The following is a 22,588-nucleotide window of genomic DNA, read 5'->3' as shown; positions in this document are numbered from 1 at the left end:
TGAAACAAATCGACATGCGCGCGTAGGCCGGGGGAGACATTGCCGTCCCAGGGTGCGGTCCTCCTCAACGGCAAAGGATGACTGCCATGAGACTGCTTTCGACAAAGGCATCGCTGCGGACCGTGCTGGGCGGGGCTCTGGCCGCCGGTGCGCTCGCCGCCCTCGCGCTGCCCGCGCTCGGCGTCGTACACCTGCGCGCCGATCCGCTCGGCGGGGGCTTCCGGGAGGCCGGGCCCTGCGACGTGCCGGCCTTCGGGCCGGGCATGCCGGCCTTCGACGGAACGATGGCGCGCCTCGTCGCCGGCGCGCTGCTGTCGGCGCAGGAGACCGCGCTCGGCATCACGCCGGACCAGATGGAGGCGTGGCGGGCCTATACGGGCGCGCTGATCGCCTTCATCCCGACCGGCGAGCGGGTCGGGCGCTGGACCGACAGGAAGACTCGCGAGGAGGCCGCCGCCTTCGACCTCGTGGACGACATCACTTCGAGCGCCATCGAGCGCGCCGAAAAGGCGAAGACGCTCCAGGCGGCGGCGGACGCGCTGAAGGCCAAGCTGACGCCGGGCCAGCTCGACATGGTCAAGCAGATGCAGTCGCGGCTGGTCGAGCGCGTCGTCCGCTTCGTCGAATGGCGCCGTGGCGAGGGCTGGGGAACGCCGCTCTGAACCGGCGGCATTCCGACGTGAAGAAGGCCGGGAGCCAGCTCCCGGCCTTTTCGTTTGCCCGGCGTGGCGGCGGCGCTACCAGCGGCTGAAGCTGCGCGTGCCGCCGAAGGTTCGTCCGCCGCCGGTCACGCCCGAACGCGTCGCGGAGCAGCCTTCGCCATAGGCACAGGAGCGGGTGCGGGTGGCGCTTCCGCCATAGGGCCCCTCGGTGTTGCGGGTCGAGCTGCAGCTTCCGTCGGCGCAGGTGCGGGTCTGCGAGGTCGAGCCGCCATAGCGGCCGGTGGTGCCGCTGGTGCCGGTGCACGAGCCGTTGGCGCAGGTCACGTCGCGGCTGTGCGAGGTGACGCGCGGCGCCGGATAGGGCCCGTAGGCGCGCGGAGGCGGGTAGGCGGCCCAGCGGCCATACCAGGGATAGGCGGTGTAGTACTGATCCCAATAGGCGCGGTTGAAGGCGACCACGCCGATGCCGACCGCCGCCGCGACCGGCGCGGTCAGCACCACCGGCGCGCCGCCATAGACGAGCTGGATGTAGCTCGCCGCCACCCAGCCGCGATAGCCGGCGAAGGCGATGTCGCACCAGCTATAGCCGCTGACGCAGCCGAAGGTGGTGATCGGCGTGCCGGCCGGCACGACGGTGACGGCCGGATAGGCGGTCGAGGGCCCGGCCCGCAGATTGACGTTGGCGGTGGAGACGGCGGCGGTGGCGGCGTTGCCCGACGCGGTGCCGGCCAGCGTGGCGCCGGCGATCAGCGCGGCGGCGACGAAGAGCTTCTTCAGCATGCCAAATTCCCCCTGGCAGGATGACGGCACCCCGCCGCGAACCGGTGCGCACGGTATGCCCTGACCTTCTTGGTAGCTGCCGGGGATCACCAGCCTGTCTCGCCCGTGTTTCAATTTGTGACAGCGCGCCGGCGGGAGCGACGCAACGGCGCCAAAGGGCGCCGTCAGTCGAGCCGCTCGCCGGTGAGCTCGCTCAGCCGGCGGCCCATCTCGTCGCTGTAGCGCTTCACCGCGTGGGCCTCGCTGAGGATGCCGACGATGCGCCGCTCCGGCGTGGTCACGGCCAGCGCATCGGCCTCGGCATGGGCGAAGGCCGAGAGAGCCTTGCGGATCGTCATCGCCGGACGCAGCGTGTCGTCGACCTGGCGCAGCAGCGCGCGCACCGTGGCGGGCGGGGCGTCCGCGTCCTCCTCGCTCTCGCGCGCCTCGTAGAGCGCGGCGGGCGGTACCATGCCGGCATAGAAGCCCTCGGGCGTCGTCGCCACCAGATAGCTGGTGGAGCCGGGCGGATAGGCCCTGCGCGCCTCCTCGATCGTCATGTCGGCGCTGACCTGCGGCACCTCGCGGCGCATCAAGGTCTCGACGGTGAGGTCGCGCACCCAGCCCACGTCATGGGCGCCGCGGATGTTCTCGCCGCGCAGGTGGAAGCGCCATGTGGTGAAGGAGAAGCCGAACAGGCGCCGCGTGATCAGCGAGGCCGCCGCCGCCGCCGCCAGCACCGCCAGCGTCAGGGTCAGGTCGTCCGTCATCTCCAGCGCCAGCAGCGTCATGGTCATCGGCCCGCCGACCACCGCCACCGCCAGCGCGCTCATGCCGATCAGCGCATAGAGCGCGTGCGATTCCGCGACGCCCGGCACGAAGAGGTCGAGCCCGGCCGCATAGGCGCGCCCGGCCAGCACCCCCATCAGCACCGAGGCGAAGAACAGGCCGCCGCGGAAACCGGCGCCGATCGACACCGCCGAGGCGATCACCTTGGCGCCGAGCAGCATCAGCAGGAAGGTGAGCGTCGCGTCGGCGCCGATATAGTAGTAGACGGCGCCGTGGCCGGCCGAGAACACGGCCGGGCTCCACAGCGCCAGCGCGCCGACGATCAGCCCGCCGATCATCGGGCGCAGCGCCGCCGGCAGCGCCGAGCGCCGGAAGCCGGCCTCGACCAGCGTCACCCCGCGCATGATGACGATGCCGATCAGCGCGCACAGAATGCCCAGCAGCAGGATGGCGGGCAGGTCGCTCATCTGCGGCGCGCCGAGCGCGGGCAATGGCGGGGGCATGTCCGGCAGCAGGGTCTGCCGCGTCAGCGTGGCGGTGAAGCTCGCCGTCATCATCGGCACGAAGGCGGGGATCGCATAGGTGCCGAGGATCAGCTCGAAGCCGTAGAACGCGCCCATCAGCGGGGCGTTGAAGGCGGCCCCGATCGCCGCCCCGGCGCCGCAGCCGACCATCAGCCTGAGGTCGGCACGGCGCAGATGGAAGACCTGCCCGAGGCGCGAGGCGACGCCGCTCGCCGCCTGGGTGTAGCCGGCCTCGAGCCCGACCGAGGCGCCGACCCCGCTGGAGGCGATGGTCTGCGCGCCGACGATCAGGCTGTCCTTCAGCGACATCCGCCCGCCATGCAGCGCATTGGCCTCGATCGGGTCGACCGGCTGGCCGAAGCCGCGCCGGCGCAGCAGCGCCGAGACGAGGCCGAAGGCGAGCCCGCCCAGCGCCGGGGCGAGCAGCACCAGCATTGCCGGCAGGCCGGTCGCGATCGAGAGATGGCCGTGCGGGTCGATGCCGAAGATCAGCACGTGCAGGCCCTGCATGGCCGAGCTCATGGCCACGACCACCAGCCCGGACAGCACGCCGACCACGGCGGCGGCGAGCACGAGCCCCAGCTCGCTCGCGCGGGCAAGCCGGCGCACCCGGTGCCAGAGGGTCTCCTGTTCCGAAGTCGAGCCGGTTGTCACGTCACGCCCGCCGCATGCTTTCCCGCGTGACTAGGCGCCCGCGCGCCCGGGTGCAAGCGCGATGGCGCCCGGAGGCCCTCATACGCATTAATACTTGCATAAAAACGATTGCATTTTTTTGAAATCAAAGTATTTAAACAAACGGCAGGGACGAACCTGCCGCGCTCAAGGGGTGAGGACATGACCCGCAATATCGGACGCATCGACAGCGTGCTGCGCATCATCGTCGGTCTGGCGCTGCTGTCGCTGATCCTCGTGCTGCACGGTGCCATGCGCTGGGTGGGACTGGTCGGCCTCGTGCCGCTGCTCACCGGCTTCCTCGGCACCTGCCCGCTCTATTCGATCCTCGGCATCTCCACCTGCCCGCTCGGCGCGCGCAAGTGAGCGCCGCGACGTCAGCCAGCAAGCAAGGCGTAAGAGAAATGACCCAGAAACCCGAAGTGACCGGCTTCTTCGATCCGCGCACCTGGTCGGTCCAGTACGTCGTCGCCGATCCGGCGACGAAGAAGTGCGCCATCGTCGACCCGGTCTATGATTTCGACGAGAAGTCAGGCCAGACGGCCTCGCGCAATGCCGACCGCATTCTCGATTTCGTGCGGCAGAAGGGCTACGCGGTCGAGTGGATCCTCGACACCCATCCCCATGCCGACCATTTCTCGGCCGCGTTCTATCTCAAGCAGAAGACCGGCGCGCCGACCGCGATCGGCGAGAAGGTGAAGGACGTGCAGCAGCTCTGGAAGGGCTTCTACAACTGGCCGGACTTCCCCGCCGACGGCTCGCAATGGGACCGGCTGTTCGCCGATGGCGACACCTTCAAGGTCGGCGACATCGAGGCGAAGGTGATGTTCTCGCCCGGCCATACGCTGGCGTCGATCACCTATGTGATCGGCGACGCCGCCTTCGTGCACGACACTCTGTTCATGCCCGACAGCGGCACGGCGCGGGCGGATTTTCCAGGCGGCAGCGCCAGGGTGCTGTGGGAATCGATCAAGGCCATTCTCGCCCTGCCGGACGAGACCCGCATCTTCACCGGCCACGACTACCAGCCGGGCGGGCGTCCGCCGCTGTGGGAATCCACGGTCGCCGAGCAGAAGGCGGCCAACATCCATATGGCCAAGTGCAAGAGCGAAGCCGAGTTCGTCGCCATACGCGAGGCGCGCGACCGCTCCCTTCCCATGCCGAAGCTGATCCTGCATTCCTTGCAGATCAACACCAACGGAGGACGGCTGCCGGAGCCGGAATCGAACGGGACGCGTTATCTGAAGATCCCGCTCGATCTGCTCAAGGGCGCCAACTGGGGCTGAATATGGTCGATATGCTCTCCTGCGAGGCCATGGGAATGAAGCAAAGGGTCGGAGAAGCCTCCGCCTTCCTCAAGACCATGGCCAATCCCGACCGGCTGCTGGTCGCCTGCGCCCTAGTGGACGGCGAACGCTCGGTGCGCGAGCTGGAAGAGCTTCTCGGCATCCGGCAGCCCGGACTGTCGCAGCAGATCGCGGGACTGCGCGAGCAGGGCCTGATCGCCGGCCGCAAGGAAGGCAAGCAGGTATTCTACCGCCTCGCCGACCCGCGGGTGCAGACCTTCATCTCCACCATGCACGCGCTGTTCTGCGCACCCGGCGCATCCGGGGAGCGGCGGACGGCCGGACAGGAAGACCATGACTGAGTTCACCCCCGTCGCCTCGCTCGCTGGCGGCATGCTGATCGGGCTCAGCGCCGTGCTGATGATGCTGCTGGAAGGGCGCATAGCCGGCATCAGCGGGATCGCGAGCCGGCTGTTCCCGCCCTATGGCGACGGCGGCCTCGCCGGCCGACGGGCCTTCGTCGCCGGCCTCGTCGCCGCGCCGTTCGTCGTTGCCGCCACCGGCGCGCCGGTGATGCAGACGGTCTCCTCCAACCTCGTGCTGATGATCGCCGCCGGGCTGCTGGTCGGCTTCGGCTCGGTGTGGGGCTCGGGCTGCACCTCGGGCCACGGCGTGTGCGGGCTGGCGCGGCTCTCGCGCCGCTCCTTCGTCGCCACCGGCGTGTTCATGGCGACGGGCTTCGCGACCGTCTTCGTGATGCGCCACCTGATCGGAGGCTGAGGCGATGTCCGGCAAGTTCGTTTCCGTAGCCGTCAATCTCGGCCTCGGCCTCCTGTTCGGCGTCGGCCTCGTCGTCTCCGGCATGAGCAACCCGGCCAAGGTGCTGAACTTCCTCGACCTGTTCGGCACCTTCGACCCTTCGCTCGCCTTCGTCATGGGCGGCGCGGTGGTGGTGGCCTTCTTCGGCTTCCGCCTCGCTACCGCCCGGCCGGCGCCGCTCCTCGCCGAGCGGTTCCACATGCCGACCCGCACCGACATCGACGCCCGGCTGATCGTCGGGCCGGCGCTGTTCGGCATCGGCTGGGGGCTGGGCGGCTTCTGCCCCGGCCCCGCCTTGACCGCGATCGGCCTCGCCGCGCCGGGCACGCTTGCCTTCGTCCCCGCCATGCTCGCGGGCATGTGGGCGGCGCGCTCCCTCGCCGCCCGGCAGGGCTGAGAAAGCCGGCGTCGTCAAGGTTTCGCGGCCGCTCCGGCCGCCGCAGGGCGTTCGGAAAATCGGCGCGGTTGACGTCGCGCGATACGGGAAGAGCCGGATTTGTAGCCGCTCAGAATGGCGTACAGCCGAACTCGGATTTCAGGAATTTCTGAAATTACCGTAGGGAAAGACGCCGTGAACCTGCCGCCGCTCATCCAGTCCTTCGTGCTGCATTTCGGCGAGATGGGAAGCCGCTGGGGCATCAACCGCACGGTCGGCCAGATCTACGCGCTGCTCTACGTCTCGCCCGAGCCGCTCTGCGCGGAGGACATCGTCGAGGCGCTCGGCCTGTCGCGCTCCAACGTCTCGATGGGGCTGCGCGAACTGCAGGCGTGGAACCTCGTCGTGCACAAGCACCTGCCGGACGACCGGCGCGACTTCTTCACCACCCCGGACGATGTGTGGCAGATCCTTCGCACGCTGGCCGAGGAGCGCAAGAAGCGCGAGGTCGACCCCACGCTCTCTGTGCTGCGCGAGATCCTGATGCAGCCGGCGGGCAGCGACGAAGAACGCTTCGCCCAGGGCCGCATTGCCGAGATGCACGGCCTGATCGACCAGCTCACCACCTGGTATGACGACGTGAAGCGGCTGGAGACCGAGCGTCTCGCCAATCTGCTGAGCCTCGGCGCCAAGATCACCCGACTGCTGGAAGCCAAGGACCGGGTCGTCACGCTCGGCCGCCGCCGGCCGAAGGCCGCCCGCGAGGCCGGCGACACGCGTGCCGACGTGGCGCAGGCGGAGGGCGAGTGAGATGAGCCTCGCCACCGCCATACGCACCGCTCCCGGCACCACCCCGGCCTCCGGATCTGCTGTTCCCGACGCGGCCCGTGGCGCGAAGGCCGGCTCCGCCGCCGGGGCCCGTTCGCTTCGCCCGGCCATCGCGCTCCAGATCGCGGGCGCCCTGCTGTGGCTGCCGCAGGCCGGGCTGCTCGCGCTCGCCGTCGCCGGGCTGGTGCGGGGCGAGGGGCTGGCCGACATGGTTCTTCCCGCCGGCGCCTTCGCGCTGCTCGGCGTCGTCCGCGCTCTATTGGAAGCGGCGGGCTCGCGCCTTGCCTTCCGTACCGCGCGGGGCGAGCTGATGCGGCTGCGCGCCGCGGCCGCCGAGGCGCTCGCGCTCGGCTCGCCACTCGACACGCGCCGGCCCGCCTCCGGCCTCGTCGCCAGCGCGCTGGCCGAGCAGGCGGAGGCGGTGGTGCCCTATCTCTCCCGCTTCGTCCCGGCGCGCCGGCGCGCGACGCTGGTGCCGCTCGCCATCCTCGCCTGCGTGCTGCCCTTCTCCTGGGTGGCGGCGCTCATCCTCGCCGTCGCCGCGCCGCTGATCCCGCTCTTCATGGCGCTGATCGGCTGGCGCGCCAAGGCGGCGAGCGAAGCTCAGCTCATCGAGCTGGGCGGCATGAACGCCTTCCTGCTCGACCGGCTGCGCGGACTGTCGACCATCCGCTCCTTCGGCGCGGTGGAGGCGACGGCGACCCGGCTGAGGGCGGACGCCGAGAGCCTGCGCCAGCGCACCATGGCGGTGCTGCGTATCGCCTTCCTCTCCTCGGCGGTGCTGGAGCTGTTCTCGGCGCTCGGCGTCGCCATGGTGGCGGTCTATGTCGGCTTCCACCTGCTCGGCACCATAGGCTTCGGAAGCTGGGGCCGCGATTTCGGCCTCGGCGAGGGGCTGTTCATCCTGCTCGTCGCGCCCGCCTTCTTCGAGCCGCTGCGCGAGCTCTCCGCCGCCTGGCACGACCGCGCGGCCGGGCAGGCGGCGCTGGAGGCGATCGAGGCACTTGCCGGTGAAGGGGCGCGGATCGTCGGCACCGACGAAGCTATGCCGTCCCGCGGCGGGCATGCCCTGGCGGTGCGGCTGGACCATGTGCGCTTCCGCCATGCCGGCCAGCCGGCGCTGCTGTTCGACGACCTCTCGCTCGACATCGCGCCCGGCGAGCATGTGGCGCTGTTCGCCCCGAGCGGGGCTGGCAAGTCGAGCGTGCTGGCGCTCGTCGCCGGGCTGGTCGCGCCCGAGGGCGGACGGGTCAGCGTCGACGGCGAGGCGATGGATGCGGGCAGTGCCGCCCGACTACGCGCGCCCATGGCCTATATCGGCCAGCAACCGCACATCTTCGCCGGCACGCTGCGCAGCAATGTCAGCCTCGGCCGCGCCGATGTGGACGCCGGCGCGGCCGGTCGTGCGCTTGTCGCCGCCCGGCTCGGCAAGGTGGCGGGCGTGCGCGGCCCGGCGCCGATCGGCGAGGGCGGGCGTGGCCTGTCCGGGGGGGAGGCGCTGCGCCTCGCTCTGGCGCGGCTCGCCGCGACCCCGCAGGCCCGTCTCGTGCTGGCGGACGAGCCGACCGCGCATCTCGACAGCGGCACCGCGCGCGAGGTCGGCGACGCGCTGATCGAGCTGGCGCAGGGGCGCACGCTGATCGTCGCCACCCACGATCCCGCGCTGGCGGCGCGCATGGACCGCGTCATCCGCCTCGACCACGCTGCACAACAGCAGGGCGTGCAGGAGCAGGGCGCATGAGCACCGGCCCGCACGTCACCCCCCATATCGGTGCCTCCCATCGTGCGGAGCCGCGCGGCGGCCTCGCGCGCGACCTCAGGGCGATGGGCGCGATCCTGCGCCTGTTCCTCGCCGAGCGGCGGGGCGCCTTCTTCGCCGGCGCCGCGCTGGCAGCGCTGACGCTGCTCGCCGGGGCGTGCCTGCTGGCGCTCTCGGGCTGGTTCATCACCGCGACCGCGATCGCCGGCATGTCGGTGACGGCGGCGCTCGCCTTCGACGTCTTCGCCCCCTCCGCCGGCATCCGGCTCGCCGCGCTGACCCGCACCGCCGCGCGCTATGGCGAGCGGCTGGTGACGCATGACGCGGCGCTCGCCGTGCTGGCCGGGCTGCGCGAGCGGCTGTTTCGCGGCTGGGCCGCGCCCGAGGCGGCGGGGCGGCTCGCCGACCGGCCGGCCCGCCTGCTGTTCCGCCTGACGCTCGACATCGACGCGCTCGATTCGCTCTATCTGCGGGTGCTGGTCCCCGTCATCGCGGCGCTGGCGACGACGCTCGGCGTGGCGTTCCTGATCGGCCTCGTCGACGCCCACCTCGCGCTCGCCTTCTCACTCATCGTGCTCGGCGTCGGCGCGCTCGTTCCGCTCATCGCGCTGCGGGCCGCGCGGCGGCCGTCACGGCGCCGCGCCCATGCGCTGGAGGTGCTGCGCGCCCGCGCGGTCGACCTCGTCGCGGGACAGACCGAACTCATCATGACCGGCCGCCTCGCCGCCGCCCGCGAGGGCCTCGCCGCCGCCGACCAGCGCCTCGCCGAAGCGGACGACGCGCTCAACCGGGTCGAGACCCGCATCTCCGCCGGCTTCGCGATGGCCGGCACGCTGCTGCTGGCGCTGGCGCTGCTGGCGGTGGCGGCGCTGAACGGGGCGGGCACCATCGACGCGCCGGCAGCCGCTCTGGTGCTGCTGCTGGTGCTCGCCGCTTTCGATCCCTTCGCCGCGCTGCGCCGTGGGGCGGTGGAGCTGGAGCGCGCGCTGATCGCCGCCCGCCGCGTCGCCCCGCGCCTTGCGCCTGCCGCCGCGCCTCCCGCCATTCCCCGGGCGATGCCCGGCGCGGGCGAGGCGGTGCGGCTGCGGCATATCGAGATCCGGCGCGAGGGCGCGCCGCTGCCGGCACTCACGGATATCGACCTCGCCATCGCCCGAGGTGAGCGCGTCGCGCTGGTCGGCATGAGCGGGGCGGGCAAGTCGACCCTGCTCGCCGCCATCGCCGGCGAGATCCGACCCGCGCGCGGCGAGGTCGCGGCCCTGCCGTCGGTGCTGCTCACCCAGCGCACCGAGCTGTTCCGCGACACGCTGCGCGGCAACCTGTTGATCGCTGATCCCGAGGCTGACGATGAACGCCTGCTGGCGGCGCTGGAGGCGGCCGGGCTCGGCGCGGTGGTGGCCGGCCTTCCCGGCGGGCTCGACACCCGGCTCGGCGAGGGCGGTCTGGGCCTTTCCGGCGGCCAGGCGCGCCGGCTGGCGCTCGCCCGGCTGATGCTCGCCCCCGCGCCGCTGTGGCTGCTCGACGAGCCGACCGAAGGGCTCGACGGCGCGACCGCGCGCGACGTGCTTGCCCGGCTCGGTCGGGCGGCGGGCCCGCGCAGCCTCGTCCTCGCCACTCATCTGCGGCGCGAGGCGGACATCGCCGACCGCCTGATCGTGATTGCCGAAGGTCGCGTGACCGGCACCCGCCGGCGCGGCGATCCCGGCTTCGCAGCGGCGCTCGAGGCGCTGCGACCTGACTGAGACGACCCCCGGCGTCGCCCCGGCGGCGCGTCAAAAGGAGACCGGACGCAACCGGAACCGACCATGACACTCGATGTTGTCGACCTCTCGCGCCTGCAATTCGCAATGACGGCGCTCTACCACTTCCTGTTCGTGCCGCTGACGCTGGGGCTCTCCGTGCTCCTCGCCATCATGGAGACGGTCTACGTCATGACCGGGCGCCGCATCTGGCGCCAGATGACCAAGTTCTGGGGCACGCTGTTCGGCATCAACTTCGTGCTCGGCGTCGCCACCGGCATCGTCATGGAGTTCCAGTTCGGCATGAACTGGAGCTACTACAGCCACTATGTCGGCGATATCTTCGGCGCCCCGCTGGCGATCGAAGGGCTGATGGCCTTCTTCCTGGAGGCGACCTTCGTCGGCCTGTTCTTCTTCGGCTGGGACAAGCTCTCCAAGGTCGGGCACCTCGTCACTACCTGGGCGGTGGCGCTGGGCTCGAACCTCTCGGCGCTGTGGATCCTGGTCGCCAACGGCTGGATGCAGAACCCGACCGGCGCGGCCTTCAACCCGCAGACCATGCGCATGGAGATCACCGACTTTTTCGAGGTGGTGACCAACCCGGTGGCGCAGGCGAAGTTCGTGCACACGGTCTCGGCTGGCTACGTCACGGCCTCGGTCTTCGTGCTCGGCGTCGCCGCCTGGTACATGCTGAAGGGCCGGCACATCGAGCTCGCCAAGCGGTCGATGACGGTCGCCGCCTCGTTCGGCCTCGCCGCCTCGCTGTCGGTCGTCGTGCTGGGCGACGAGAGCGGCTACCTCACCACCGAGCATCAGAAGATGAAGCTCGCCGCCATGGAGGCGATGTGGGAGACCGAGCCGGCGCCGGCCGCCTTCACCCTGTTCGGCCTGCCGAGCCAGACCGACCGCGAGACCCATTTCGCGGTGCGCGTTCCCTGGGTGCTGGGCCTGATCGCCACCCGCTCGCTCGACACGGTGGTGCCGGGCATCAACGAGCTGGTCGGCCATGCGCAGGACCGGATCAAGAGCGGGGTGATCGCCTTCGACGCGCTGCAGAAGATCCGCGCCGCCGGCTCGGACGCCGCCATTCCGCCGGATGTGCGCCAGGCCTTCGAGGACCACGGCACCGACCTCGGCTACGCGCTGCTGCTCAAGCGCTATGTCGACGATCCGCGCACCGCGACGCCCGAGCAGATCGCGCAGGCGGCATGGGACACGGTGCCGAGCGTGCCGACCCTGTTCTGGTCGTTCCGCATCATGGTCGGCCTCGGCCTGTCCTTCATCGTGCTGACCTCGGTGTTCTTCTTCCTGTCGGCGCGGCGGATGCTGGACCGCTACCGGCCGCTGCTGTGGGTGGCGGTGATCGCGATCCCGCTGCCCTGGGTGGCGGTCGAGCTCGGCTGGGTGGTGGCGGAATTCGGCCGCCAGCCCTGGATCATCGAGGGCGTGCTGCCCACCGCCGCCGCGGTGTCGAGCCTCGGCGCGGCGACCGTGCTCACGACGATCGTCGGCTTCGCGCTGATCTACACCGTGCTGATCATCATCGAGATGACGCTGATGGTGCGCGCCATCCGACAGGGACCGGAGCCGGACGACGAGCCTGACGCCGAACTCATCCCCGCTCACCTCGTCGCCGCGGAGTAGGAACCATGATCCTTCACACGCTCATCGACTACGACGTCCTGCGCGTCATCTGGTGGCTGCTGCTCGGCGTGCTGCTGATCGGCTTCGCCGTCATGGACGGCTTCGACCTCGGCACCGACATCCTGCTGCCTTTCGTCGCGCAGACCGACCTCGAACGGCGCGTCGTCATCAACGCCATCGGCCCGACCTGGGAAGGAAACCAGGTGTGGCTGATCCTCGGCGGCGGCGCGATCTTCGCCGCCTGGCCGCCGCTCTACGCGGTGTCCTTCTCCGGCTTCTACCTCGCCATGTTCGCGATCCTGTTCGCGCTCATCCTGCGCCCGGTCGGCTTCAAGTACCGCTCGAAGCGCGAGGGATCGGTGTGGCGCACGGCGTGGGACTGGGCGCTGTTCGTCGGCGGGCTGGTGCCGGCGCTGGTGATGGGGGTCGCGGTCGGCAACGTGCTGCAGGGCGTGCCCTTCCACCTGAACGACGACCTGCGCATCTTCTATGACGGCACCACGCTGTTCGAGCTGCTGAACCCCTACGGCCTGCTGTGCGGCCTGCTCTCGGTGGCGATGGTGGTGATGCACGGTGCCGGCTGGCTGGCGCTGAAGACGCAGGGCAATGTCGACCGTCGCGCGCGGGCCATCGGCAGCTACGCGGCGCTGGCGACGCTGGTGCTGTTCGTGCTCGGCGGGCTTTGGCTCTATTTCGGCGTCGACGGCTACCGCATCACCAGCGCGCTCGTCGCCGACGGCCCGTCCAACCCGCTGGCCAAGACGGTGGCGGTGGCGCCGGGCGCGTGGTTCGCCAACTACGCCGCCCATCCCTGGATGATGGCGGGGCCGGCGCTCGGCATCCTCGGCGCGCTGGCGAGCCTGATCCTGCTGCGCACCCGGGCCGAGTTCACGGCGCTGCTGGCGAGCACGGTGTCGATCTTCGGCATCATCTCGACGGTGGGGCTGTCGATGTTCCCCTTCATCCTGCCTTCGACCGTCGACCCGCGCTCCAGCCTCACCGTGTGGGACGCCTCGTCGAGCCATCTCACCCTGTTCATCATGCTGGTCTGCACGGTGATCTTCATGCCGATCATCATCGCCTACACGACCTGGGTCTACCGGGTGCTGTGGGGCAAGGTCGATACGGCCGAGATCCAGCGCGACAACAGCCACGCCTACTGAGAAGGAGACCGATCATGTGGTACTTCGCCTGGCTGCTCGGCCTGCCGCTGGCCGCCGCCTTCGCGGTGCTCAACGCCATGTGGTACGAGCTGATGGACGACGTCGCCCGCACCAAGGTGCAGCCCGCGCCCGTGCCGGTGCGCGGCCGGCGCTGACCTCGCCGCCGCGCAACCCCGCGGGCTCTACGACCCGGCCTGACGGCCGCCCACCTGCGGGTGCGGATCGAGCCCGGGAGCCTCATGGCCTCCCGGGTTTTTCATGTCCGCGGCGCGCGGGCTCAGGCCCGCAGCCAGCCGGGCAGGGCGGTGTCGAACACCCCGGTACAGGCCGCCTCCACGCATTGGGCGAGGCTTCCCAGCACCACGCGGCGCCCGGAAAGGCCGGGGCCGTAATGGGCGTATTTGCCCGAGCTGGTGAGGATGGTGCGAGCCGCAGGCGGGATGACCGGCTCGCCGATCATGCACCAGCAGGTGTCGTTGACGAAGGAGACGCCGAAGCGCTCCAGCGCCGCCGTCAGCCCCGCCGCCTGCGCGCGGGCGTAAACGTCCCGTCCGCAGGTGACGACGAGCGCCACATCGGCCGCCTTCTGCTGGCCGGCGCATAGGGCCGCGAGGCGTTCGATCTCGGTGAAGGAGAAATGCGGGTTGCCGAGCGCGACGAGGTCGATGCGGGCCGCACCCTCCTCGCCATTGATGCGCCGCCAGCTTTCGGCGAGGTCGGCGCGCGAGACCTTAAGCTTGGGCAGCGCCTCCGCCAGCGCATGCGCGGCGGCGACATCCCGCGCTTCGGGCGTGATGCCGGCGATGTGGAACATTGGCGCGCCCGAGGTGGTGGCGAAGGCGGCGGCGAAGGCCTTGAGGTCGTCGTCCGTCATCGCCGCGTCCTCCAGCCCGAGCACGAGCGGGATCGCCTCCGGCGACATCTCGCCCAGATGATGGCCGAGCAGCGCGAAGAAGGCATCGTCCGGCGCGGAAATGGGCGCCACCTCGATCGCCACGGCGGGGCGCCTTCCGGCATCGAGATGGCAGCCCGCCAGCGGCGCCCGGCCGGTGATGGCGACGCAGATGTCGAGATAGTCGGGATATTTCATCGTTCGCGCGCCGAGCACGCTGTTGGCGTAGGCGACGGCGTTGGATTCGGCCCACACGATCTGCTCGCCGAGGGCGGGCGGCGCGTCGAGCAGATAGGGGGCGCAGGTGAAGCTCGGCCGCGCGCCCATGGCGAGATAGGCCTCGGCCAGCCGCCAGGCCGGTTCGCCGAGGCTGGCGTCGACCCCCTGCGCGCGCCAGCGCCGCCCGTCGACCGAGACGGCGTTCAGCGTCGTCGGCACGCGCACCCGCGCACAGAGATCGCGCAGCCTTTCGGCGAAGCGCAGGCTCGCCTCGCCTGTGTATATGCAGCCGTCGATATGGGCGCGGGTGACGTCGATCAACTCGCGCGCGCCGTAGAGCCCGGCCATCTCCAACACCACCTCCATGGCGAAGCGGGCGGCTTCCCCATGCTCGCCGCGCAGCATGGCGCGGTCGGCGGGGCTCAGCGCCGTCGCCGCGCGTCTCGCCGGCGCTTCGTGGTGCGCGGCGGCCGAGGCGCCGTCGGTGACGAGCGTGTCGCCGGAAATCTCAGCCTGCCCGACGTCGACGAGGCGCGCCATGTCGCCTCCGGCGAGCCGCAGCACCGGCACCGAGACCCCGAACATCCTGCGGGCGATGATGACGCCGAGGGTGACGATCTCCTCCTCCTCGGTGAAGACGAAGGCCGCCGGCGCCCGCCCGTTCATGAGAAGCTGCAACGCGACGCTGCTGCCCGTGCACGAGCCCCGGCTGCCGGGCATGACGAGGATCGCTTCGGCGAGGCTGCGGCCGTGCAGCGGGTGGTAGCGGTCGACCACGATTCCGGTCTGCGGGTCGACGCCGCCCCAGAACGACAGCGGCACGGGCGCGACGACGACCGGCCCGCCGGCATGGCCCTCGACGATCGATCTGCCCGTCAGCCGCACTTTGGAATCCTTCGATATTTCAAATCACTATAGTGCTTCATCGCGTCGCATCGCCTGAAAATCGCCGCCGATCGGTATTATGTTGGCGGGCATGATGAAGGCCGCCTTTCCCCTCGCCGTCGCGACCTCCATGCTCGCGGGCCTGCTGGCGGTCGCGGGTGCGCAGGACCGTTCGGCCGACGCGCCCGGTCTGGAGAAGCTCGGCGAGACGCTGTTCTTCGACACCGACCTCTCGCGCGAGCGCACGCAGTCCTGCGCCACCTGCCACGACCCCTCGACCGGCTTCGCCGATCCGCGCGGCGGGCCGGTGTCGATCGGCGACGACGGCACCTCGCTTGGCGTGCGCAATGCGCCCACGGTCAGCTACGCCGCCTTCAGCCCGCGCTTCGGCAAGGACGGCGAAGGGAACTATGTCGGCGGCCAGTTCCATGACGGGCGCGCCGACACGCTGGAGGACCAGGCCGGACAGCCGCTGCTCAACCCGATCGAGATGGCGATGCCCGATCGGGCGAGCGTGGTCGCCCGGCTGAAGGAGAAGCCGGCCTATCTCGAGGCATTCCGCAAGCAGTTCGGGCCGGACGTGTTCGACAGCGACCAGCGCGCCTTCGCCTCCCTGACCGAGGCGCTGGCGGCCTATGAGCGCAGCCCCGCCGTCTCGCCCTTCGATTCCAGATATGACCGCTATCTGCGCGGCGAATACAAGATGACCCCGCAGGAGGAGCTCGGCCGGGTGCTGTTCTTCTCCAATCAGTTCACGAGCTGCGGCCAGTGCCACAAGCTGCACCCCTCCGGCGGCAGGGACGAGACCTTCACCGATTATCGCTTCCACAATATCGGCGTGCCGCGCAATCCCGAGCTGAAGGCGCCGCTCGACCACGGCCTGCTGGCGCGCGGAGACGTGACCGACCCGGCCCATGACGGCCAGTTCAAGGTGCCGACCCTACGCAACGTGGCGGTGACGGCGCCCTACATGCACAATGGCATCTTCAAGGACCTGAGGACCGTCATCCTCTTCTACAACAAGTACAATTCCTCCTCGCCCAAGCGGCAGATCGACCCCGAGACGGGGCGCGGGTGGGACCCGCCGGAGGTCGCCGGCACGCTGTCGATGAAGGAGCTGGAGACCGGCCCGGCGCTCGACGACCGGCGCATCAACGCGCTGGTCGCCTTCCTCAAGACGCTGACCGACGCGCGCTACGAGCCGCTGCTCGGCGAGTAGCGAAGCGGCGCCGGCCGGACGCTCGCCCGCACACCGAGCCGTGACAGGCGGGCCGCCTGTAACGATGTAACCTTGCGGCGCGTAGAGGAGGTGACGCCTCCCGTGACCCGGGTGGCGATGCCCCTTCAGCGGAGCACGCGCATGATGACACGACGTCTCCTCACATTCTCCGGCCTCGCCGCGCTCGGCGCCCTGGCGCTGCGCTACGGGCAGGGCGCGCGGGCGGAGACGGCCAAGGCGCCGTTTCCGGTGACCCACACCGATGCCGAATGGCGGCAGCGCCTGACCCCTTCGCAATATGCGGTGCTGCGGCGCGCTGCCACCGAGCGGCCCTTCTCCAGCCCGCTCAACGACGAGCACCGGCCCGGCGTCTTCGCCTGCGCCGGCTGCGAAAGCGACCTGTTCTCCTCCGACACCAAGTTCGACAGCGGCACCGGCTGGCCGAGCTTCTGGAAGCCGCTGGACGGCGCGGTCAGCGAGCGCCGCGACTTCTCCTTCGCCATGCTGCGCACGGAGGTGCTCTGCGCGCATTGCGGCGGGCATCTCGGCCACGTGTTCGAGGACGGGCCGAAGCCGACGGGCCTGCGCTACTGCATGAACGGCGTCGCCATGACCTTCAAGCCGATGGTCGGGTGAGGGGCGATGCCTCCCGCCCCGTCGTCGCAGCCGAACCCCCGGAGAAACCCGATGAAATCCGCTCCCCTCGTCCTGGCCGGCGCGGCGCTGCTCGCCCTTGCCGCCTTCGCCTTCGATTCCTCGTCCTCCTCGGCGCAGGAGGGCATCGCCATTCCCGCGCCGGCGGTCGACGAGGCCGCCGCCTCCAGTCGCGAGGTCGCCGTGCTCGCGGGCGGCTGCTTCTGGGGCGTGCAGGGCGTGTTCCAGCATGTCGACGGCGTGACCAGCGCGGTCTCCGGCTATGCCGGCGGCTCGGCGCCCAGCGCCAGCTACGAGACGGTGAGCAGCGGCAGCACCGGCCACGCGGAATCGGTGAAGGTGGTCTTCGACCCCCACCGCATCTCCTTTGGTCGGATCCTGCAGATCTACTTCTCCGTCGCCCATGATCCGACCCAGCTCAACCGGCAGGGGCCGGACCACGGCACGCAGTACCGCTCGGCTGTGTTCCCGACCAGCGACGAGCAGGCGCGCATCGCCAAGGCCTATATCGTCCAGCTCGACGCGGCGAAGGTCTATGAGCGGCCGATCGCCACCAAGATCGAGCCCGGCCGCGCCTTCTACCCGGCGGAAGGGTACCACCAGGACTTCCTGACCCGGAATCCGACCTATCCCTACATCGTCATCAACGACCTGCCGAAGATCGAGAATCTGAAGCGGCTCTACCCTCAGGCCTATCGCGCCAAGCCCGTGCTGGTGGCCGAGAGCGGGCTCGGCCAGTAGCGACGTAGCTCGGCCCTGCCGGCAACGGTTCGCGTCGCCGGCACGTCGTTGCGCGGCCGGGTTGTGCGGGCCTGCCCCTGATGCGAGAAGATGAACGGACCCGATGAACCGCCGGCGGGACGCGACGGGAAATGGCCGTTCTTTCGATCCGCATTGACCTCGAGCCGAAGGGCCGCGTCGGCCCCGGCAAGATCGAGCTGCTCGAGGCCATCGCCCGCACCGGCTCGATCTCCGCCGCCGGGCGGGCGCTGAAGATGTCCTATCGCCGGGCGTGGGACCTCGTCGACGAGCTCGGGCGGATCTTCGGCCAGCCGGTGGTCGTCTCGCAGACCGGCGGCCGGCATGGGGGAGGGGCGAAGCTCACTCCCTTCGGCGAGGAGCTGGTCGCGCGCTATCGCCTGATCGAGGAGATCACCGCCGCCACCGCAAGGCCCCATCTTGACGCGCTGCAGGCGCGGGCGGCGGAACGGCCGGCGGAGGGCGACTGACCCGGCCTGTGGCGCCTGGTTGCTTCGATGAGCGCCCGCGTTCACCCGTAATCGATGGCGAAGCTCAGCTGCGGGTTCTGGTGCAGGTCCCAGTACGCCTCCCAGATGGCGCGCGTGATCGGCCCGACCTGCCCGCCGCCGACCCGCGCGCCGTCGAGCCGGGTGACCGGCATGACGCCTCCCGCCGTGGTGCAGAAGAACATCTCGTCGCAGGAATAGGCGAGCTCGACCGGCACCGGCGCAAGCCGGACCTCGATCCCACTGGCGGCGGCGATCTCCATCACCGTCCGGCGCGTCACCCCTTCGAGCACGCCGCGATCGGGCGTGTGCAGCACGCCGTCCTTGACCAGCACGATGTTGTAGCCGGCGCCCTCGGTGATGTTGCCGTCGCCGTCCGGCAGGATCGGGTAGACCGCGTCGCGCTCGCGCGCCTCGAACAGGCCGCGGATGAAGTCGCCCCATTGCAGGTTCTTCACCGTCGGGTCGATGGCGCCGGGCGGCACGCGCCGCACCGTGCGGGTGACCACCGCGCTCGCGCCGGTCTTCTGCATCTCCGGCGGCACCACCCAGACATAGGGCACCAGATACATGTAGAGGCTGTTGACGAGGTCTTCGGCCCGGTTGCCGCGGACATATTTCAGGCCGCGCGTCACGATGATGCAGACATAGGCGTCGCGTATGCCGCTCCGCGCCGCCATCTCCACCAGCGTCGCAGTGAGCGTCGCCCGGTCGAGCGGGCAGCGCAGCTTCAGCCGGGCGCAGCCCCTCTCCAGCCGGTCGAGATGGTCGTCGAGGCGGAAGAAGCGCCCGTCCCAGATCGCCGGCACGTCATAGGTCAGGTCGGAGTGCAGGAAGCCCTGGTCCATCAGCGGGATGCGGGCCTCGGCCACCGGCACCAGCTCGCCGCCGACATAGGCGATCCCGTCGGCGAACGGGCCGGGGCTGGACTTCAGCGCTTCGAGGCGCCGCTCGTAACCCTCGAAGACGCAGCTCATGGCACTCACCGGACGGCTCCTCGTTGCGGCGTGGGTCGGTTGGGTCGGGCGGGCGGTCACGCCAGCCGGTGGAAGCGGCGGTCGAAATAGACCAGCCCCTGCGCGGCGGCGCCCTCGCCGGAGGAACCCTCGCGCAGCGCCAGCACCTCGCAGATCAGCACGTCATGCGTGCCGACCTCGTGGAACGCGTTGACCCGGCAGTCGAAGGCCACCGCTGCATCGGCGAGGACAGGGGCGCCGGTCGCGAGCGTGGTCCATTCGCCGTGGCGGAAGCGCTCGGCCATGCTGGCCGCGCTGGCCCCGCCGGCGAAGGCCATGGACAGCTCCTCATGCGGGCCGGACAGCGTGTTCACGCACAGGATGCGGCTCGCGGCGATGACCGGATGGGTGCGGTTGGTGCGGTTCACGCAGACGAGCAGCGTGGGCGGCGTGTCGGTGACGCTGCACACCGCCGAGGCGGTGAAGCCGTAGGGCTCGCCGTCGCGGACGGTGGTGATGACGTTCACGGCGGCCGCGAGCCGCGCCATGCCGTTCCTGAAGCTTCGGGCGTCGAGATCGGCGGGCGCGGGGGCGGGGGTCATGCGGGTCGTCGTCGGCTGGTGCATGCGGGGGATTTCCGGGTCAGTCGTCGGCGATGGTGACCGCCATGGCCGCGTCCCAGCCGACATCCACGCTGCTGCCGGGCGCGAGGAGCTCGATGCCGGGATGGGAGGGCACGCGCACGGTGAGCACGCTGTCGCTGCCGGGCAGGCGCACGCGGTAGCGCAGCGAGCCGGTGGTGAAGACGGCCTCCTCGACCACGCCGAGGAAGTGGTTGTCGCGCTCGCGCGCCGCCGGCCCGAGGACGATGTTCTCCGGCCGCAGGCACACCGCGCGGCGCTCGCTCACCCGGCTCGGCGCCAGCGCGCGGATGACGAGGCCGCCGGGCGTGCGCACCCGCACCTCGCGCCCGTCGCGGGCGAGCAATTCCTCCACCGGCAGCAGGCTCGCCTCGCCGAGGAAGCTGGCGACGAAATGGGTGCCGGGCATCTCGTAGAGCTGGCGCGGCGTGCCGATCTGCTCGAGCATGCCCGCGCGCATCACCGCCAGCCGGTCGGCGAGGAAGGCGGCCTCCTGCTGGTCGTGGGTGACGTAGATCACCGTCGCGCCGAGCGCGCGCTGGAGGCGCTTGATCTCCTCCTGCATCTCCTCGCGCAGGTTCTTGTCGAGCGCGCCCAGCGGCTCGTCCATCAGCAGCAGGCGCGGGTCGTAGACGGCGGCGCGGGCAAGGGCGACGCGCTGCTGCTGGCCGCCCGAAAGCTGGGCGGGGCGGCGCTCGCCCATGGAGTCGAGCCGCACCATGGCGAGCGCCCGCTTCACCCGCTCGGCGATCTCGCCCCGCGAGCAGCCGCGCATCTTCAAGGGAAAGCCGATGTTCTCGGCGACGCTCATATGCGGGAACAGCGCGTAGTTCTGGAACACCATGCCGATGTTGCGCCGGTAGGGCGGCACGGCGACGATGTCGGTGCCGTCGACGCGGATCGCGCCGTAGCTCGGCGGCACGAAACCCGCGAGCATGCCGAGCAGGGTCGACTTGCCCGAGCCCGACGGGCCGATCAGCGCGAACAGCTCGCCCGGCTCGATCCGCAGCGAGGTCTCGTGCAGCACAGTGAGGTCGCCATAGTCCTTGCTGATGTGGTCGAACTCGACCGCCGCCCCGCGCCCGGCCGGCGCGGCGTGCAGGCTTCCATGGAAGTCCGGGTTCGACATGTTCACGGCTGCACTCCCTTGGCGCCGCCGGACAGATGGCGAGAGCGGGTGGCGGCGAAGGCGGCGAGGCACAGGAGCGCGATGGTCGCGCCGAGCAGCACCACGGTGGCGGCGGCGATGATCGGGGTCATCTGGTAGTTCAGCTGCTCCCACAGCAGGCGCGGCACGGTGCGCGTGGTCGGGCTGGTCAGGAACATGGCCAGGATCAGCTCGTCGAAGGAGAAGGTCAGCGCGAAGATGAAGCCGACCACGATGCCCGCCCGGATCATCGGGAAGGTGACGTGGACGAAGGTGCGCCAGGGATTGGCACCGAGCGTCATCGCCGCCAGCTCGAAGGAGGGCGTGTAGGTCCTCAGCGCCGCCGAGACGGTGATGAAGACCAGCGGCATCGTCACCACCGCATGGGCGAGCACGATGCCCGGATAGGTGCCCACCAGCCCGACCTTGGCCATCAGCGGGAACAGGCCGATCGCCAGCACGATCTGCGGCAGGATCAGCGGGGCGATGAGCAGGGCCGCGAGCGTGCGCCGGAAGGGAACCGCGCCGCGCACCACGGCGAGCGCCGCCATCACCCCGCAGGCCGTGGCGAGCGCGGCGGCGGGAATGCCGATCTTCAGGCTGTTCAGGATGGCGAGCTGGTAGTCGATGCTGTGCGCGAAGGCCTCGTACCAGCGCAACGAGACCCCGGGCGGGGGAAAGCGCAGGAACGGGTCCGGGCTCAGCGACAGCGGCACGATGGCGAGCGTTGGCGCCACCAGATAGATCAGCACCAGCACGGCGAAGCCCGTGAGGCCGAGCCCGACGATGCGCCACAGCGGCTCGCTCGCGTTCGCGCGCATCACGCGCCTCCCCTTGAGGCGAGGCGACTGTTGAGCCGCTCGTAGAGCAGGAACATGAGGCAGGTCAGCACCAGCAGCACGGTGGCGAGCGCGGAGGCGAGCGGCCAGTCGAGCAGGCGCGAGACCTGCTGCTCGATGGCGACCGCGACCATGGTGCTCGAGCCGCCGAGCAGCGCCGGGGTGATGTAGAAGCCGAGCGTGGAGATGAACACCAGCGCGCAGCCCGCGCCCACCCCCGGCAGGGTGAGCGGGAAGTAGACATGGGCGAACTGGCGCGCCGGATTGGCGCCAAGAATTGCCGCCGCCCGGAGCACGCTCGGGTCGATCGCGCGCATCGAGCTGAGCAGCGGCAGGATCATGAAGGGCAGCATGATCTGCACCATCGCCACATGGGTGCCGATGTCGGTGTTGGACAGGCGCAGCGGGCGGTCGACCAGGCCGAGGGTCAGCAGCGCCTCGTTGATGATGCCGCGCCGCTGCAGCAGCACCAGCCAGGCATAGGAGCGGATGACGGCGCTGGTCCAGAACGGCACCAGCACCAGCGTCATCGCCACGAGCTGCCAGCGCCCGCGCGCGCGGCTGATGAGGAACGCCACCGGATAGCTCAGCACCAGCGCGAAAACGGTGACGATCGCGGCGGTGCGGAAGGTGTAGATCAGCGGGTAGTGCAGCGAGGTCTCGCGGGCGATCCGCACATAGGTGTCGAACGGCCCCTTCGGCGCCGAGCCGCTCTGGATCAGCACATAGGCGAGCGGCAGCACGAAGAAGAGGCCGAGCAGCAGCAGCGGCGGCACCAGCAGCCAGATACCGCGCCGCGCCGGCGACCAGGCCCGCGCGGGCGTGCGCTGCGTGCGCGCGCCCGTTCCGGCGCGCGCATCGGCCATCGC

24 protein-coding genes are annotated in these 22,588 nt (G+C 70.6%); 16 read left to right on the top strand and 8 right to left on the bottom strand.

The window, feature by feature from the left end; translation table 11 throughout:
* Positions 1-86: 86 nt before the first annotated feature.
* A complete protein-coding gene (locus tag NVS89_RS03035) occupies positions 87-662 on the top strand; it encodes a hypothetical protein (protein WP_258731005.1) in 576 nt (191 codons plus the stop codon).
* Between the two features lie 75 nt (positions 663-737).
* Here the strand turns inward: NVS89_RS03035 and NVS89_RS03030 are convergent, their stop codons facing one another.
* Both NVS89_RS03030 and NVS89_RS03025 read right to left on the bottom strand, forming a co-directional pair.
* Complete coding sequence (locus NVS89_RS03030) at positions 738-1,442, bottom strand: SH3 domain-containing protein (RefSeq protein WP_258731004.1); 705 nt, start codon at positions 1,440-1,442, stop codon at positions 738-740.
* Positions 1,443-1,606: 164 nt separating this feature from the next.
* Entirely contained in the window at positions 1,607-3,388 is a 1,782-nt protein-coding gene (locus NVS89_RS03025) for a chloride channel protein (protein WP_258731003.1), read from the bottom strand.
* Positions 3,389-3,568: 180 nt separating this feature from the next.
* Here NVS89_RS03025 and NVS89_RS03020 point away from each other — a divergent pair, with 180 nt between their 5' ends.
* The 11 genes from NVS89_RS03020 (at position 3,569) to cydX (ending at position 13,175) form a co-directional block, all read left to right on the top strand.
* Entirely contained in the window at positions 3,569-3,772 is a 204-nt protein-coding gene (locus tag NVS89_RS03020; RefSeq protein ID WP_258731002.1) for a YgaP family membrane protein, read from the top strand.
* Positions 3,773-3,810: 38 nt separating this feature from the next.
* A complete protein-coding gene (locus NVS89_RS03015; RefSeq protein ID WP_258731001.1) occupies positions 3,811-4,692 on the top strand; it encodes an MBL fold metallo-hydrolase in 882 nt (293 codons plus the stop codon).
* Between the two features lie 35 nt (positions 4,693-4,727).
* Complete coding sequence (locus NVS89_RS03010; RefSeq protein WP_258731000.1) at positions 4,728-5,054, top strand: ArsR/SmtB family transcription factor; 327 nt, start codon at positions 4,728-4,730, stop codon at positions 5,052-5,054.
* Positions 5,047-5,472 carry a YeeE/YedE family protein gene (locus NVS89_RS03005; RefSeq protein WP_258730999.1) on the top strand — a complete coding sequence of 142 codons (426 nt, stop codon included), beginning with the start codon at positions 5,047-5,049 and terminating at the stop codon, positions 5,470-5,472. Before NVS89_RS03010 ends, NVS89_RS03005 begins: the two co-directional genes overlap by 8 nt.
* A gap of 4 nt (positions 5,473-5,476) precedes the next feature.
* Positions 5,477-5,908 (top strand): DUF6691 family protein, encoded by a 432-nt coding sequence (locus NVS89_RS03000; RefSeq protein WP_258730998.1) that lies wholly within the window; start codon positions 5,477-5,479, stop codon positions 5,906-5,908.
* Positions 5,909-6,082: 174 nt separating this feature from the next.
* Entirely contained in the window at positions 6,083-6,697 is a 615-nt protein-coding gene (locus NVS89_RS02995; protein WP_258730997.1) for a GbsR/MarR family transcriptional regulator, read from the top strand.
* A 1-nt stretch (position 6,698) separates the two neighbouring features.
* Positions 6,699-8,456: a thiol reductant ABC exporter subunit CydD gene (gene cydD / locus NVS89_RS02990; protein WP_258730996.1), complete on the top strand. Its 1,758-nt coding sequence runs from the start codon at positions 6,699-6,701 to the stop codon at positions 8,454-8,456.
* An 83-nt stretch (positions 8,457-8,539) separates the two neighbouring features.
* Positions 8,540-10,216: a thiol reductant ABC exporter subunit CydC gene (gene cydC / locus NVS89_RS02985; RefSeq protein ID WP_258731514.1), complete on the top strand. Its 1,677-nt coding sequence runs from the start codon at positions 8,540-8,542 to the stop codon at positions 10,214-10,216.
* A gap of 63 nt (positions 10,217-10,279) precedes the next feature.
* Entirely contained in the window at positions 10,280-11,857 is a 1,578-nt protein-coding gene (locus tag NVS89_RS02980; RefSeq protein ID WP_258730995.1) for a cytochrome ubiquinol oxidase subunit I, read from the top strand.
* 5 nt (positions 11,858-11,862) lie between these two features.
* Positions 11,863-13,020, top strand: coding sequence for a cytochrome d ubiquinol oxidase subunit II (gene cydB, locus NVS89_RS02975; protein WP_258730994.1), 1,158 nt, complete (start codon positions 11,863-11,865; stop codon positions 13,018-13,020).
* A gap of 14 nt (positions 13,021-13,034) precedes the next feature.
* On the top strand, positions 13,035-13,175 hold the full coding sequence (cydX, locus tag NVS89_RS02970; protein ID WP_258730993.1) for a cytochrome bd-I oxidase subunit CydX: 141 nt from the start codon (positions 13,035-13,037) through the stop codon (positions 13,173-13,175).
* A gap of 122 nt (positions 13,176-13,297) precedes the next feature.
* Here the strand turns inward: cydX and lhpI are convergent, their stop codons facing one another.
* Positions 13,298-15,016 (bottom strand): cis-3-hydroxy-L-proline dehydratase, encoded by a 1,719-nt coding sequence (lhpI, locus tag NVS89_RS02965; protein WP_258730992.1) that lies wholly within the window; start codon positions 15,014-15,016, stop codon positions 13,298-13,300.
* 91 nt (positions 15,017-15,107) lie between these two features.
* On the opposite strand from lhpI, the gene NVS89_RS02960 reads away from it, so the two are divergent.
* From NVS89_RS02960 to NVS89_RS02945, 4 genes are all read left to right on the top strand, one after another.
* A complete protein-coding gene (locus NVS89_RS02960; protein WP_258730991.1) occupies positions 15,108-16,235 on the top strand; it encodes a cytochrome-c peroxidase in 1,128 nt (375 codons plus the stop codon).
* Positions 16,236-16,376: 141 nt separating this feature from the next.
* On the top strand, positions 16,377-16,871 hold the full coding sequence (msrB, locus tag NVS89_RS02955) for a peptide-methionine (R)-S-oxide reductase MsrB (RefSeq protein WP_258730990.1): 495 nt from the start codon (positions 16,377-16,379) through the stop codon (positions 16,869-16,871).
* Between the two features lie 51 nt (positions 16,872-16,922).
* Positions 16,923-17,630 (top strand): peptide-methionine (S)-S-oxide reductase MsrA, encoded by a 708-nt coding sequence (msrA, locus tag NVS89_RS02950; protein ID WP_258730988.1) that lies wholly within the window; start codon positions 16,923-16,925, stop codon positions 17,628-17,630.
* 131 nt (positions 17,631-17,761) lie between these two features.
* Positions 17,762-18,118, top strand: a complete 357-nt coding sequence (locus NVS89_RS02945; protein ID WP_258730986.1) for a winged helix-turn-helix domain-containing protein — start codon at positions 17,762-17,764, stop codon at positions 18,116-18,118.
* A gap of 41 nt (positions 18,119-18,159) precedes the next feature.
* On the opposite strand, the gene NVS89_RS02940 is transcribed toward NVS89_RS02945, so the two are convergent.
* Genes NVS89_RS02940 through NVS89_RS02920 form a run of 5 tightly spaced genes read right to left on the bottom strand, consistent with a single transcriptional unit; the run spans position 18,160 to position 22,585 of the window.
* A complete protein-coding gene (locus NVS89_RS02940) occupies positions 18,160-19,113 on the bottom strand; it encodes an aminotransferase class IV (RefSeq protein WP_258731513.1) in 954 nt (317 codons plus the stop codon).
* Between the two features lie 56 nt (positions 19,114-19,169).
* Positions 19,170-19,718 (bottom strand): flavin reductase, encoded by a 549-nt coding sequence (locus NVS89_RS02935; protein WP_258730984.1) that lies wholly within the window; start codon positions 19,716-19,718, stop codon positions 19,170-19,172.
* Between the two features lie 16 nt (positions 19,719-19,734).
* A complete protein-coding gene (locus NVS89_RS02930; RefSeq protein ID WP_258731512.1) occupies positions 19,735-20,862 on the bottom strand; it encodes an ABC transporter ATP-binding protein in 1,128 nt (375 codons plus the stop codon).
* 2 nt (positions 20,863-20,864) lie between these two features.
* The gene (locus tag NVS89_RS02925; protein WP_258730983.1) at positions 20,865-21,701 is read right to left on the bottom strand and encodes an ABC transporter permease; all 837 of its coding nucleotides are present in this window, start codon (positions 21,699-21,701) and stop codon (positions 20,865-20,867) included.
* Complete coding sequence (locus NVS89_RS02920) at positions 21,701-22,585, bottom strand: ABC transporter permease (RefSeq protein ID WP_258730982.1); 885 nt, start codon at positions 22,583-22,585, stop codon at positions 21,701-21,703. Before NVS89_RS02920 ends, NVS89_RS02925 begins: the two co-directional genes overlap by 1 nt.
* Positions 22,586-22,588 lie beyond the last annotated feature (3 nt).

This window comes from Ancylobacter mangrovi (assembly GCF_024752355.1).
Taxonomy (GTDB): Bacteria; Pseudomonadota; Alphaproteobacteria; order Rhizobiales; family Xanthobacteraceae; genus Ancylobacter; species Ancylobacter mangrovi.
This window is presented reverse-complemented; position numbering and strand designations above follow the sequence as displayed.